We start from the raw sequence: 13311 nt of genomic DNA, 5'->3' as shown, positions 1-13311 counted from the left end.
TTAAATCACTTGTCTATTCCATGCAGCTGACGCAGGGTTGATAGCTCCGTTTTTTCTTTTAAGCCCGCGATGGCTACCTGCTTTTGTTGCTGGTTAAAACTTCTCAAAAACAGCAGCTTTTGCTCCATATTGGTATAGATCCGGTCAATGGTTGCCAGGCGTTCATCATCACTCATGCGTAATTTGTTGGCAGTAAGTACCAGCGTCAACTGGTCGAGTTGTTCGGCCGTATCATCCAGCAGGCGTTTATACACTTTGGACAGGTAGTCCAGGTAATCGGTTTCGAAGACGCCGCTGCCGGAAAATACACGTAAAGCCGCTTTGTATTCTTTGACGATAGCCACCTGGTAGCCGATGATATCTGCCACCCGGGTATATTTGCGAATGGAGGGGTTGACCAGGTAGAGCCCATCCAGGAACAATTGGTGCAATTGGTAATTACCGCTTGTGATGTCTTTAACCTTGTTATATCCCTGACTGATCAGGTTGTAACCGTCATACATGGTTTGCAGGATTTTTTTTAGCTCCGCAAGCTTTTCTATATTGAGTGCCAGTTGTGCCAGTTCTTCTGCTTGCGCAGCGCTGCGTGCAGGCAATAGCGCAGCCATCAGTAGCAGCCAGCTAGCAAAAACTATCTTTTTCATATATCCGATTGAGTTATTGAATGCCGTAGCGGGATTTGATGACCTGGGCTGATACAGCTTCCCGCGTTTTCTGTTGTACAGCCATTGAAGCCTCCGACTGATAGCCCTGAAAAAAGGCCCATTGTTTACGACTACGTGCACGCAACGTTTCCAGAATAGATAGGCGGTGATCGTCTGTCATAGAAAGGGTGCCGGAAGCAAAAGCCACTTCCAATTGGTTAATGACGTCAAGGGCGTCATGGGCGATCCGCCCGCAAGTAGTAGTGATGGTAGCTTTTTCTGAGGCACTAAGCATCGGATTTGCACTCGCTTTTTTTCTGAGTGCTGTTGCTTTGGCTACCAGCAATAACTGAGAGGCCGCAACGGTGCCCACGTCGGCATGCCGGCGCAGCGCGGGATTAACAGCTGACAGGGATTTGTAGAACAGATCATGCAGACCAAATTCTCCATTTTTAATGCTATGGACAAGATGAAGACCGTCACCGGCTATGCGATAGCCCTTTTCCAATAATCCCAGGTAGACTTTGAGCTCAGCGATCTGGGTAATCAGATATTTTTTTTGCGTCTTTTTCTGTTTGAACCATTCGTCCCAACTGGGAGATGGAATCTGTGCGACTGCGCCCAAAACCAACAGCAGGCAGGAAATCATACAACAACACCGTTTCATACACACTTATTTTTTTACATTTTTTATTTGACACCCAGGATTATAAGCTCCTGTATCCTTTCATCGACTTGGAAAGGCGATAGCTATTTTTTTTCTTCGGCACAGGTGCTTTCAGAAAAAGCAGATGCGGCAAAAATTGATCATCACCAATGTGATATTCGGCTGTCCCTCCATTTGCAGAATATAAGCACAGATGGCGCAGCCTAAATCCGGCCGAAGGATGATAAGCTAGATTAAATTCAACCCTGTATTGCTCGCCCTTTTTCCCTAATACAGCGTCAAAAGCCAATCGAAAATCCGATGCAGCCGAGTGCGTACTTTGGTATCGTTGCGTGCAGGCCTGCAAACACGCCTTCAGCGTACCAGCGCCCAACACGCTCAACCCAGGCAATGAAAGCACACGGAAAAACGGCGCACTATAGCCTTTAAGGATCAACTGCGATTCCAATTGGGAAATATGTCCGATTGATGGTAATTCGATCATGGTGATGCTTGTTTTAGTTAATACCATTCATCTATAGTCCACGTCGCCTACGCGGTGGCGGAGGCAACACCCGCTGCTTGTGGCTGTTGCCATGGGGCGGAAGCAGCTGGTGTACGCTAGGCAGGTTGTAGGTACCGTTCACCGGTTGTTTTTTTGAAATTCCATGCATCGAGTGTAGGGTAAGATGGTTGATGCGAAACCCTTCCTCTACACGGTGCGACAACTGCATTTCAAGACGGTAAAGCTGTTGTGGTTTGCCCAGGCGCACATCAGATAACAAACGAAAATCATCCATAGCGCGTTTACGTCGCTCACACATCGATATATATTCGTGCAGGCATTTTTCCAATGGTCCACTCGACAGCACCTGATGACTACTCAGCGGCATCAGTTGAAAAGGAGGTTGATAACCTTTCATCCGAAAGATGCCCGCCAATACACCCGCTTGCTGTTCAATATTCAACATCGACATAAGATCTGTTTTTCATTCTCTAAAATCCTGACGCTACCTCACTGGCTGATGACCTTGTCAAAGATGTTTTCCCTTTTTTGGTGGCGACACGATCCGCTTTCGCCTATCCAGTGCTGACAATAACTCGTTGATATGTGGCAGATCCCGCGTGTCACGGAGCTGCTGTTCGTGGAGTCTATCGGCCTTCGAGTACACATTGAGCGTGTGTAAATGGAAACCTTTTTCGTGATTATAGTTTATATCAAACTCCAGCCGGTAGATCGCAGGGGGTGACCCGCCAAGGCCACGGCTAATGAGCCGAAAATCAGCAATATTGTCACCATGCATCCGGCAAATCCATTGATAGTCCTGCAAGCAGTCATCTGCACTACCACAACAGAACAACGGCTTACCTATGGCGGCCTGCAGTTCGAAATGTGACCGGTATCCCTTTTCCCAAAGTGTGAGCGCAAGCAGCGCTGTTTGTTGACTGATCATTAATTCTGACATACCCTAAACTTGATGGTTGCATGTATAGTTTTAACACAAAAACATTACTGCTGTTCCAATGGTCCACTCGACAGCACCTGATGACTACTCAGCGATATCAGTGGAAAAGGAGGCTGATAGCCTGTCATCCGAAAAATACCCACCAGTACATCCGCTTGTTGTTGAATATTCAACATTGACATAAGATTTGTTTTTCTTTCCATGCAAAGAGACGCCATCCGGACATTTAAAATGCGACTTGATTTGTTCAGAAATGATTTCATAGTCAAAGACCTCTTCTTCGTCTACACACCAGGGGTACTTTTAGCTTACTTCGATTCACGGCCAATATCAACTGGTCCATGGAGGGCAGGTCTTGATTTCTGTCCAGCTGTTTCTCGTAAAACTTTCCTTCAGTTGAATAGGCGGAGACCTGGTATAATCGAAATCCTCTGTCACGATAGTAAATGATATTAAACTCTAGCCGATATCCGCGCGACGGTGACCCACGATTTTCCATCATACGAAGTGAAAAATCAGGGATAAAATTCCAACGTTCTACACATCGCCGTTGATACTGTTGAAGGCATTCATCTACGTTTCCACTAAAGCACATGTCTTCACCCCGATGGGAGTGCAAATCGAACTCGGAACGAAAGCCCCTGAACCACAATACCAGTGCCAGTAACCTTGCCTGCTGACTTGCTGATAATTCAGACATGACGAAGTATTTAGATGAGTAGCCTATATCTTGCGGTGAAGATATTACTGTAGACCATAAAAAGCCTTTACACTATTGAGTTCCAATTGGTCTTTGGTACGCTGCAGGCTAAGTACCATATTTTGATTGGAAAAACCACGCATATCGGCCAGGTTCTTATCAATGCGGGAGGCTGCCTTATCAATAATCTCCAGCCGGGCAGCATCAGACATTTGGGTGGCAAATGAATTGATGACCAGCAGTATTTCATCAAGGTTTTTGATGCTTTGTTCCATCATGCCGCTATATACGCGGTTCATGTGGGCTATTTCGGCGGCCGAGAAGTGACTGTCCCCCTGAAAGAGATGAAAGTATTTTTTATATTCGGCTACCATGCTGGATTGCTGAGCAATAATCGATTTGACCCGTTTATAGTAGCCGATGGATGCTTTCACTTTTTGTAGTTCAGTGTAGTAGGTATTAAAGATAGAACGCTGTTTTTCTCCCCAGTCGCCAATTTCCTGCAGTTTGAGTTTAGACATAGCATTTTCTAGCGCACGTTGCGCCGCCTGCAGACGGATGGTCTCATTCTGTACCCGCTGTACCGCCAGGTCCATCGCCTTGATCACTTTTTTCAATGCTGCTTTGACCACCACCCACACAACAGCATGACTTTGTTGGGTAGGGCAAATGGCGAACACAGCTACCCAGACCATAAAGATCCATACACACTTTTTCATCTTCACACTTTTGGGTCTATTTACCAATGGAGATCCACCTGCCTTCCCTATCTTATTCAAAACGTCTTTACTAGCGTTTGATGAAGACATTACTACCCGATCGCAGCGTATCACCGTTGGCATTAAAATAATATTTCAGTCCGTCACTACCCAGGTCAAGCATGTGCTGAGCGGGATCATATTGACCATGGTAACGTTTCTCAGTAGGTCGCTTGCGCATACCCGGTTTTGCGGCGGTATCCAGGTGTTGGGAAAGTTCCCTTACCTCAAATTGTAATACACCTGAGCTGCTGGGCGTAATGATCACCGTCTCACGCAAGGTGCCAAACTGGTGGACAAATTCCCGGGCGTAGGTACCGGAGACGGCTTTTGCCGACCTGGCGGCATCTTGCGAACAAGCTGCCACTGCCGCTATGGCTGGGATCAAAAAGAGCTTTTTCATATACAGGTATTTTAGGTACTAAAACAGAGTAAAATTTCAATACAAAACACTTCGCAAAGCAACTTTTTTTTCCCGAACATAAGTCGTTGATTTATTACGCCCTATACTGTCCGGTCTCCTGCAAATGATTGATCAGCGCCCTTATACCCTTTTTTATATCGCCGCCACACGCCGCGGTAAATTGTTTGACCAGCACTTTCTCTTTTTCTTCTGTTGTATAAGCGTAGTACTCCTGTGGAGAGGGCTCATATCCGTATACCTTCATACTGACACCACCGTGATCAATATAGACTTCCCTGTATTTGCGCTTTGGGTCATTGGCCTTATTCAATGATAACACCATTGGTTTGCCCTTGTCAGGCATACCCATCACTGCCTGTAATTGGTCGAATTTATTCTGGAACTTGCGCATGTCCAGCAATATTTTGGTGTCTGCATTGTTAAGGATGGCCTCTTTAACAATTGGGCTGCTGATCACATCGTCCACTTCCTGGCTAACGGTAATGGCTTCGCCAAAGAATTTGCGGACGGTTTTATACAAGTAACGCATGAACTCTGCCATCCCCGTCTTGGCAATTGCTTTCCAGGCCTCTTCAATAACGATAACTTTGCGGATGCCTTTGAGTTTTCGCATCTTGCTGATGAACAGCTGCATGATGATGATGGTCACGATACTGAACAGGACCGGGGAGTCCTTGATCGAATCCAGTTCAAAGACCAGGAACCGCTTGTGAAACAAGTCCAGCCGGTTGCGGGCATTGAGTAAAAAGCCATATTCACCGTTTTTATAAAAGGGTCGAAGCACGTAGAGAAAATTGTCGATATCGAATTCCTTTTCCCTTACCCCATCCTGGGCCAGCATCCCTACGTACTGTTCCCGTAAAAAATCATAAAAGCTGTCAAAACAAGGGAAAACAGCCGGGCTTTTTTCCAGGTACTCGAAGTACTGATGTAAGGCATTGGAAAGGGCAACGTATTCTGAACGTTTAAAGCTTTCATCATCTTTTTTCCAGAGCGCCACCAGCAGGCTCTTGATACTTTCTTTCTTTTCGGTATCGAGGCTGTCACCCTCTTCGATATAAAAAGGATTGAAGCAAAGCGGATTATTTTGATCGTAGGTAAAATAGTACCCACCAACTAATTGGCATAGCCCTTCATAACTGTGGCCGACATCGACGATTACTGCATGTGCCCCCTGCTCATAATAGCTGCGCATCATATGGCACATGAACATGCTCTTTCCCGAGCCTGATGCGCCAAATACTACCTTGTTCCGATTGGTGGTCCATCCTCTCTGTATGGGTTCATCGGTAATATCTACAAAAATAGGTTTACCCATCTGCCGGTCTACCAACCGTATGCCGAATGAACTGAGCGAATCTTTATAGGTCGTTTCCTGCGTAAAAAAGCAGCTGGCCTGTTCAGCAAAGGTGTCAAAGGTCTCGTTGTCCGGTAGTGCGCCGGCGTTACCGGGTAGTCCCGCCCAATAGGCCTGGGCCGCACCTTTTAACGTCTGGCGGGGAACGACATCCATTTGGGCGAGTGCTGCGCTGGCCATATTTCGCAAATCCTTTTCCCTGGCCCGCTCGCTACTCCATACCATGAGGTTAAAGTGCGCTTTTACCGGTAACCTCCCATGGCTGACGGCCTCGTTGAGAAAACTATTGGTAGCATCCCTGGAAATGGTGTTTTCCCGGGAGTAGGCACTGAGCGACTGCAGGCGCCGACGTTTTGCTTCCAGTTTCTTCAGCGTCTTCTGCGTATCTTCCACCACCACAAACTGGTTATAGATGTGGTTGCAATTTAACAGTTGACCAACAGGGGCCGCGAAGCAGACCGAAAACTTGGCCTTGTCGCTGGAGTACTTGTCATAGGTGATCCTACTGCCGCACAGACCAGGTAGATCATCCGGTGTAGAGAGCGTGTATACCTGGCAATGATTTTCCCCTATACGAAACTCCGGTTTAAAACAAATGTCCCGCAGCATGGGCGGCTGACCGGCGCCCAGCAGGAAACAATACCGTTCAATGAGTCCGGGTGTTTGCGGGGTACCTGCCAGTTGGTCACCACCCAGGCGGGTTACCTTGATAAATCCGCCCTCGGATAGCAGCCGCGCAAACTGGGAGACTTTATCGCCAAATTCCTGAAAGGCCTGCTCACTAAGTAGTGAGGGAGCTACCAAAGTTGGGCGCAATAGGTTCGAAAAGGCAGCATTACTCAAGGGGCGTGTGTTATTACGCCGTGTGATCATCAGGTAACACTGGTGATCCAGGATGGGCCGCTCATTGAAAAAACGGTCACTACTACTATTAAAGAAACTGTCTGCCGACTTAACGAAATCCGGCCTGAAACTATCTTCTGTAAACCAGTCCTGCTTATGCAGGATCACACCTGGTGGAAGCAGCTTAATGGCCTTTACCCATATTTGGTGCAGCGTCTCATATTCATCTCCACTTAAACTAAAGACTTCCGGGAGCTCTACCTGCAGCACAAATGTCAGATCCCCATTTTTGGAAAGGATACAATCCCGTTCCACTTTATATACTGGCAACAAGGCATCCAGTGCCTTACCTTCCCTGCTGCTTTCTTTGAGCAGTAATAGCACGCCTGCTATCACCATCATCATTATTATCAACATCACAATCATCTTGCTCACGCTTAAGTAATTCAACAAATAGACGGCGATTGTTACAGATAATAGCAGGGGGCACCTGCCGAAAAGCAGTAGCCACCATCAGGCCATGCTCTCCATACTTGTGACTCAGTCGATATACCCATGAAAAAAGCACAAAGCCACTCACACCTACTACTGCCACACACAAGTAGACAGACACCCCCGCTATATACCCTACCGCGAACAACACCAGCAATCCCATACACACTGCGGCCAGATAAGTGATATACTGCCCTTTGAACCCTCTGAATTCAATGGGCTTATTAATGCCTTTATTGATCTCATAAATACTGCTCATCGCCCTTGTTATCTGGTGTTGGACCGAATTGTCACACGATTAAACCTACATCGATACATGATCGTTATACGCCGAAAAATCCCTTCAGGACGGTGGCCACCACTACCAGGAAAATACAACTGCCAAACCAGCTGGCGGCAACTTTGGAGGTGTCCTGCTCTCCGCTGTTCCATTTATTGTAGACCTTTACGGCGCCTACAAGTCCGACAACAGCTCCAATGGCGTACATTAAAGTGGTGCCTACGCTAAAATATCCTTTGACTTCAGTAGTGGCTGCGCTGATACCACCGCTACCGCTACCTGTTTGTGCGATCACTGCATGGCCTGCGAGGACCATCGTAATCAGCATGGTCGTCATCTTCGGAGATGCACTCAGTGTTACTGCTCCCCATTTTCTTACTCCACATTTCATACACAACTTGAGTTTTATATTTAAAAGAACTATCTCTCATACCTTGATTTTTGGACATACGATCCCTCTGCTGCTGGCAGCGCCGGTTGCAAGCAGAATAGCTGTTCTATAAATTGATGATGATGTAGTGTTTGACTGAAGTGGGCTATTGCCAGAGGGCTTCGGCTTCCGCGATAGTGAAAGTGATATTACAATCCACAGCCGCTGCCTTAACGATCAGATTGGAGATGGCCCCTTTGAAAGCAATCGTATTGAGAGTAGGATAAGCGGCGATCTGCTGACGCATTTGATCGGAGAGCACTTCCTTGGTGGTAGTGGGACCGGCGTCTGCACAAATTTCCTGCAGCTCTACGGCTAGGGACTCAAGGGCTGCGAAGTCCTTATCGATGTTACTTGTACTACGCTCACTATCCAGTTCATGGATATCCATTCCCTGCAGGGCTGGCAGCTGGCCAGTAACTACTGCTGGTTGCTCTTCTACTTTCCAGAATTTTTTGACAGGCACCGCGGTACCGTCGCCCTTTTCGACTTTATATCTAAACTTAAGCTGCCCGGTAACGATCAAAACAATAAAATATAAGACGAGGGCCGCTACCATAAAAACTGCAAAATTTCCCCAGGTAATTCCTTCTAACATACATTTTCATTTTTTGAGTTGAACAATTGTAGCTTGTATAATTAACTCTCGGGAACAAATAACAGATTCGCAACTACACGCTTTTACAAGCTCCTCGGAGTTGGGAAAAATATTTTTTAGCGGCTATTTTCATCATCCGTTTCAAGCCTGCGGATATAGCTATTACCAAGAGCATCCAAAAATGGTTTACGACCTTTTTTACGCAGGCGGTTGTCTTCATATATTTTAAAGATGTTGCCCAGCTTGACATTAAATACTTTGGAAAAATAATCGGAGAGTTTTTTCAAGGGCACACGCGAGTTATTGAAGACACCATGCTCTTGCAGGGCAACAAGTAGTTCCACCAGCGCGGCTTTAGAGCCTGTCCAGGTTATCAGTGGCACTTCTGCGTTCGTACCGGCGCCTAGTTGTTGTTGCTGCGATAATAACCACAGCCGGTGATTGATAAAGCTGGCCATCATTTCATGGAAGCGGATAGTGGCCAGCTCTACGCTCATGGGTGCATTAAAATGCTGGTCGTGTAACCAGTAGTAGTTTTGCGTATGTAGGACATTTGGTGCAGGCTGGCGAAGAAAGTAATATTTATCCAAATAGGTGTTACCCATGCGGTGATACAGATATAGTTCACTATGGGCTTCAAAATACCGGTCGATCTTTATACTTTCGTGCCCATAGTATGCACGGATGGCTTCCACGCCACTGGCAGGCTCGCGTACAAGCAGGTGCGATAGCCGCATGTAATGCATGATCCTTGCGTCAAATTCAGGCTTGATTTTTTTGAAAAATAAAATCTCGTCGTCGTCGGTTGAAAAGGGCGTTTCCAGCACGTATTGTTTGACTTCTTCCAAAGTGGAAGCCGTCAGATCAGTCGCTTTTTGTAATTGGCCGGTAGTGAGTTCTTCTTCAGATAGCAGCGCGTCCAGTTTGGCAAGTAGCTGCTCCAGGTGTTGAGCGGGTGCAACTTTCATAATAATAAGGTTGTTTAGGTTATTGATTATGTTTAGTAAGGCAAATCACCGACTTAAAAAAATACCAGAACAGCCCCCGGCACCCTTTCAGGAACCCCCAAAATCATTATTTATCAATTAGTTACAATATGTTAAAAGCACAAAAAAAGTCGCTCATAACATAGGTTACAGATTATAGTTATACTGATCACACGCCACCTTTTAAAAGTGGTATGGAGCACACTACACCTATTCAAGTGGGTGGTAAAAAAAGAGAAAGAGATCAAACTCAATTGCAGCTATTCATGCTTTAAGAGTTCCAGTAGTTTATGGAGCAGTTCGCGGGTGACGCGGATAGCATGGAGGGAAGTATCCTTATACTTTGCTTTGACGCTTTGTGGTGATAGGTCAGCAGATTTAGGGGTAGCAAATACCTGGCTGATAATCCGGAAGACTTCCGCTTTGGATTGATTGGTGATAATACCGGCATTCAGGCATAATTTTATAAAAAGTGTAAGAACGGGTACCGATACTGATAGGTGGATTCTGCGCTGATAGGCCGGAGGCCCCTGCGACAATGCAGCCAGGCTGGCACTTTTATCGATCAGCAGTTTATAAGCGTGTCGTAAGGAGGCTGTAATTTGCTCGGTGACGGAGGGCAGTGTAGGAATGTAGCAGAAATTAGGTAGTGGGCCAAGTTGCTCCATCGTCCGGAAATACCATTGAAGGGTGGCCAGCATTTCTTCGTCAGTTTTGCCTTGCATCTTTTCATCCAGGCGACTGGTACAAAGCAGTACATACCGCGGCAAATTATAGTTTAGTTGAAGCAGGACTGTATGGATTTCCCAGTTGATATCTTTGACGGCTTCCGGGTTAGAATTATCATATAAGAAAGATAGCTCCCGCGCCATCGCCTGGAGGTAATGCAATTGCCGATACGTAATGGATGCAACCTGCGCGCTCACAAAGTCACGAATTGGCTGTAAAGCCACTCTTAACAAGGGCTGCTCGATACCCGGGTGCTGGTAGGCTGTTTCCAGCTTTGCAAGCTGTGTCGATAACTGCCCGTGACATTTCAGCCAGGTGCTATAAGGTACCTGGAAGTTATGCTGGAAGTGCTGCGGAAAATAACGCCGGATATATTCCAATACGCTTTCCAGGCTACTGGCTACAGCCAGGTAGAATGCGGGCAGATCAAAAGCCACCGGTGCCGCATTCTCATGGATATAGATCCCCAATCTTTCCAGCATACGCAGCACACCAAGTTGGATAGAATAGATATATTGCTGACTGTCAGCAGTGTGCCCCGCTTCACTAATCGCGTGACAGAGTTGATTAACCTGGTGGTCGACAAGCAAAAGCCAATCCAGGCGCTGGCGGGCGTCAATGGAGTTTTGCAACGCAAACGGATGGATGGATTTATTCACCCATTCTTCAATCGTATGTAGCAGTTCATGTTCCATTAAATGACCTGGTGTTGCTTAAAAATGTCTCCATCAGGATATTGAAAGGATGTGAACTAATTATAAATTACGATACTTGGGCCATACCGCCAACAGCCAACCAATAACCGCTGGAAAACTTTTAATATTCGCTGGCAAAAATTTAATATCCACGATCTTGGTTAGCCGAAGTGTACCGGTTTACTTGCCTATTTTTTCCATTAATTTTACCCGACGGTTCTATCCTTATCCATTTACCCCTGACTTATGACATAATGTTTAATATCGCCTAACAGCGATAATTGTCGAGTAAAAAATGGACCCATTCTATTTACATCCGTTCATATTTACAAAACACTGCACTTAAATTCTTTGCATGAATTAACTAACATGTTTAAGACGATCGACACAAATCCGATGTTGCATATACCATTAAATTACAACTACGATCAAAACAGGTCTAATGACGTGTGTCCGTTATAGATATACAGAATGATATCATAAGAATATCCATTTTTACAAACTTATGCGAACGATAATAATATTGAATTTATCGTGCCAGTTATTCAGTTGATAGTCGTTGCCTAATGAACCCCGCAGGCCAATAACCCATTAACTAATTGATTAATAAGTACTAATAACATCAACATGTTATTTCCTATTAAACTCAGAATGTTACTTTTGCGGCCATTAAAAAGATTGTCATCTCAATAAATTCGCAAGCAACAATATCCGCTTTGAGAAAGTAATGTGAACAATTTCGCACCTAGAATTCAATAGACCTATATGTCATTATGTCGAGGAGTCGTATCTATGATACTATGCCAGATCATGCTTTGTTTTAATACCTCTGGTCAGGTAAAAAATCATATTGATAGTACATTGAACCAAATACCTATGCACAAATATTTGCAAGAGGTATATCACAAATCTGAAGCGCTCCAGCAAAAGCTTGAGAAGCGAAGCATTAGTTTGCTAGACCGGTTTTCCAGGCAGCAGCAGCAATTAAACCAAAAATTTTCCAAACTTCAAAAGGGTGAGAATGGTTTAAACTTTGACGCTTTAGGTGACACCATTGCCAAATTGAGGGCTGGCTTTGCCACTAAACAACAACAGCAACTGACTACCTTACAACAGAAGATTTACCTGCCTGAACTTGACACCATGCAGACTACTCTTCGATTCCTATCTGCGTCCGGCAAATTAACCAACCAATATGACGCAGAACTTAAACAGGCACTAAAGAGTGTAAACGAACTTCATAACCGGCTCAATCAAACAGAGACTTTACACAGGTTCCTAGAAGACCACAAACGTCTGTTAAAAAGTAGGCTCTCCAGTTACAACCTCTTCAAAAAGGACGTGGAGAAGATAAATAAAGAAAGCTACTATTACAATCAGCAGATTAAAAACTATACCGCTATGCTAAAAGACCGTCGCAAAGCGGAGGCAAAAGCGCTCAAGCTACTTAAGGAAAGTGTACAATACAAAGATTTTGTTTCTAAAAATTCCTGGCTGGCAGGCCTCTTTCCCGTCCCCCCCACGGGTACCAGTCCTTCCGCTGCCCTGCAGGAATTACAAACACAGGCTCAAGTCGAACAACAGATACAACAACGCCTCGGCGCAGATCTAGGTGCGCGGCAACTCGTCAGCGAACGAATGAATGCAGCACAGTCCCGTTTCAACGAGTTAAAATCAAAATATCAACATGTAGACAACACCGCGGATATGCCCGGGTTCAAGCCCAATGAAATGAAGTCAAAGTCTTTTTTTCAAAGGCTGGAATTTGGCATCAACCTCCAAATGCAGCGCCGGGCCAACTGGTACCCAACGGCTACAGATCTTGCCGGACAGCTATCCTATCAATTTGCCAAGAACGGACACGCAGGTTTCGGCGTTGCTTACCAGTTGTCATGGATGTCTTCAACGGAGCATTTCTCTCTTAGGACCGGAGGATATGGTATACGATCTTTTGTGGATTGGAAACTGAAGCGGTCATTTTACTTAAATGCAGGATTTGAGCATAACTATAACATCGTGAGTGTAAACACCATAAATGCACAGCAGTGGAAAGGATGGCGCTCCAGCGCACTGTTAGGAATAAGTAAGCAATATAATGTTAGCAATAAAGTGAAAGGCAATGTGATATTACTCTATGATTTTCTCAGTAGTTATTACATGCCAAGAACAAGGCCGCTGAAGCTACGGATCGGATACAATTTCCGGTAACCCGCAAATAGTGTCATCATATGTGTTAGCAAATTTTGTATTCATTAGGTACAAT

15 protein-coding genes are annotated in these 13311 nt (G+C 45.4%); 1 reads left to right on the top strand and 14 read right to left on the bottom strand.

Going from position 1 to position 13311, the window contains the following annotated elements:
- Positions 1–5: 5 nt before the first annotated feature.
- The 14 genes from C7475_RS27650 to C7475_RS27590 all read right to left on the bottom strand — a co-directional run bounded on the left by C7475_RS27650 (position 6) and on the right by C7475_RS27590 (position 11048).
- Positions 6–644, bottom strand: coding sequence for a hypothetical protein (locus C7475_RS27650; protein ID WP_110056665.1), 639 nt, complete (start codon positions 642–644; stop codon positions 6–8).
- 13 nt (positions 645–657) lie between these two features.
- On the bottom strand, positions 658–1293 hold the full coding sequence (locus C7475_RS27645; protein WP_110056664.1) for a hypothetical protein: 636 nt from the start codon (positions 1291–1293) through the stop codon (positions 658–660).
- A gap of 58 nt (positions 1294–1351) precedes the next feature.
- A complete protein-coding gene (locus C7475_RS27640; protein ID WP_110056663.1) occupies positions 1352–1795 on the bottom strand; it encodes a hypothetical protein in 444 nt (147 codons plus the stop codon).
- Between the two features lie 31 nt (positions 1796–1826).
- Entirely contained in the window at positions 1827–2267 is a 441-nt protein-coding gene (locus C7475_RS27635) for a hypothetical protein (protein WP_146217676.1), read from the bottom strand.
- A 57-nt stretch (positions 2268–2324) separates the two neighbouring features.
- The gene (locus C7475_RS27630; RefSeq protein WP_110056661.1) at positions 2325–2756 is read right to left on the bottom strand and encodes a hypothetical protein; all 432 of its coding nucleotides are present in this window, start codon (positions 2754–2756) and stop codon (positions 2325–2327) included.
- A gap of 44 nt (positions 2757–2800) precedes the next feature.
- A complete protein-coding gene (locus tag C7475_RS33065) occupies positions 2801–2938 on the bottom strand; it encodes a hypothetical protein (protein WP_158286635.1) in 138 nt (45 codons plus the stop codon).
- Positions 2939–3500: 562 nt separating this feature from the next.
- Entirely contained in the window at positions 3501–4175 is a 675-nt protein-coding gene (locus C7475_RS27625; protein WP_233259981.1) for a conjugal transfer protein TraI, read from the bottom strand.
- Positions 4176–4245: 70 nt separating this feature from the next.
- Positions 4246–4617 (bottom strand): hypothetical protein, encoded by a 372-nt coding sequence (locus C7475_RS27620; RefSeq protein ID WP_110056660.1) that lies wholly within the window; start codon positions 4615–4617, stop codon positions 4246–4248.
- 94 nt (positions 4618–4711) lie between these two features.
- Positions 4712–7264 carry a TraG family conjugative transposon ATPase gene (locus tag C7475_RS27615; protein ID WP_233259984.1) on the bottom strand — a complete coding sequence of 851 codons (2553 nt, stop codon included), beginning with the start codon at positions 7262–7264 and terminating at the stop codon, positions 4712–4714.
- Positions 7185–7589, bottom strand: a complete 405-nt coding sequence (locus tag C7475_RS27610) for a DUF4133 domain-containing protein (RefSeq protein ID WP_110056659.1) — start codon at positions 7587–7589, stop codon at positions 7185–7187. The genes C7475_RS27615 and C7475_RS27610 overlap by 80 nt, the downstream gene beginning before the upstream one ends.
- Positions 7590–7653: 64 nt before the next feature.
- The gene (locus C7475_RS27605; protein ID WP_370445445.1) at positions 7654–7938 is read right to left on the bottom strand and encodes a DUF4134 domain-containing protein; all 285 of its coding nucleotides are present in this window, start codon (positions 7936–7938) and stop codon (positions 7654–7656) included.
- Between the two features lie 208 nt (positions 7939–8146).
- Entirely contained in the window at positions 8147–8638 is a 492-nt protein-coding gene (locus tag C7475_RS27600) for a hypothetical protein (protein ID WP_110056658.1), read from the bottom strand.
- A 116-nt stretch (positions 8639–8754) separates the two neighbouring features.
- Positions 8755–9606, bottom strand: coding sequence for an RteC domain-containing protein (locus C7475_RS27595; protein ID WP_110056657.1), 852 nt, complete (start codon positions 9604–9606; stop codon positions 8755–8757).
- A gap of 278 nt (positions 9607–9884) precedes the next feature.
- Positions 9885–11048 carry a hypothetical protein gene (locus C7475_RS27590; RefSeq protein WP_110056656.1) on the bottom strand — a complete coding sequence of 388 codons (1164 nt, stop codon included), beginning with the start codon at positions 11046–11048 and terminating at the stop codon, positions 9885–9887.
- Positions 11049–11924: 876 nt separating this feature from the next.
- Between C7475_RS27590 and C7475_RS27585 the strand changes: the two genes are divergently transcribed.
- Positions 11925–13256, top strand: coding sequence for a hypothetical protein (locus C7475_RS27585; protein WP_146217675.1), 1332 nt, complete (start codon positions 11925–11927; stop codon positions 13254–13256).
- Positions 13257–13311 lie beyond the last annotated feature (55 nt).

This window comes from Chitinophaga sp. S165 (assembly GCF_003182155.1).
Lineage (GTDB): Bacteria > Bacteroidota > Bacteroidia > Chitinophagales > Chitinophagaceae > Chitinophaga.
Note: the sequence above shows the minus strand (reverse complement) of the source record. Positions and strands in the feature narration are given on the sequence as shown.

What these genes read in the sequence shown, in the direction of transcription:
- C7475_RS27585 (WP_146217675.1), top strand. Translation starts at nt 11,925, where the DNA reads ATGCACAAATATTTGCAAGAGGTATATCACAAATCTGAAGCGCTCCAG.
- C7475_RS27635 (WP_146217676.1), bottom strand. Translation starts at nt 2,267, where the DNA reads ATGTCGATGTTGAATATTGAACAGCAAGCGGGTGTATTGGCGGGCATC.
- C7475_RS27595 (WP_110056657.1), bottom strand. Translation starts at nt 9,606, where the DNA reads ATGAAAGTTGCACCCGCTCAACACCTGGAGCAGCTACTTGCCAAACTG.
- C7475_RS27630 (WP_110056661.1), bottom strand. Translation starts at nt 2,756, where the DNA reads ATGTCAGAATTAATGATCAGTCAACAAACAGCGCTGCTTGCGCTCACA.
- C7475_RS27610 (WP_110056659.1), bottom strand. Translation starts at nt 7,589, where the DNA reads ATGAGCAGTATTTATGAGATCAATAAAGGCATTAATAAGCCCATTGAA.
- C7475_RS27600 (WP_110056658.1), bottom strand. Translation starts at nt 8,638, where the DNA reads ATGTTAGAAGGAATTACCTGGGGAAATTTTGCAGTTTTTATGGTAGCG.
- C7475_RS27615 (WP_233259984.1), bottom strand. Translation starts at nt 7,264, where the DNA reads ATGATTGTGATGTTGATAATAATGATGATGGTGATAGCAGGCGTGCTA.
- C7475_RS27640 (WP_110056663.1), bottom strand. Translation starts at nt 1,795, where the DNA reads ATGATCGAATTACCATCAATCGGACATATTTCCCAATTGGAATCGCAG.
- C7475_RS27620 (WP_110056660.1), bottom strand. Translation starts at nt 4,617, where the DNA reads ATGAAAAAGCTCTTTTTGATCCCAGCCATAGCGGCAGTGGCAGCTTGT.
- C7475_RS33065 (WP_158286635.1), bottom strand. Translation starts at nt 2,938, where the DNA reads ATGTCAATGTTGAATATTCAACAACAAGCGGATGTACTGGTGGGTATT.
- C7475_RS27650 (WP_110056665.1), bottom strand. Translation starts at nt 644, where the DNA reads ATGAAAAAGATAGTTTTTGCTAGCTGGCTGCTACTGATGGCTGCGCTA.
- C7475_RS27625 (WP_233259981.1), bottom strand. Translation starts at nt 4,175, where the DNA reads ATGAAAAAGTGTGTATGGATCTTTATGGTCTGGGTAGCTGTGTTCGCC.
- C7475_RS27645 (WP_110056664.1), bottom strand. Translation starts at nt 1,293, where the DNA reads ATGATTTCCTGCCTGCTGTTGGTTTTGGGCGCAGTCGCACAGATTCCA.
- C7475_RS27590 (WP_110056656.1), bottom strand. Translation starts at nt 11,048, where the DNA reads ATGGAACATGAACTGCTACATACGATTGAAGAATGGGTGAATAAATCC.
- C7475_RS27605 (WP_370445445.1), bottom strand. Translation starts at nt 7,938, where the DNA reads ATGCTGATTACGATGGTCCTCGCAGGCCATGCAGTGATCGCACAAACA.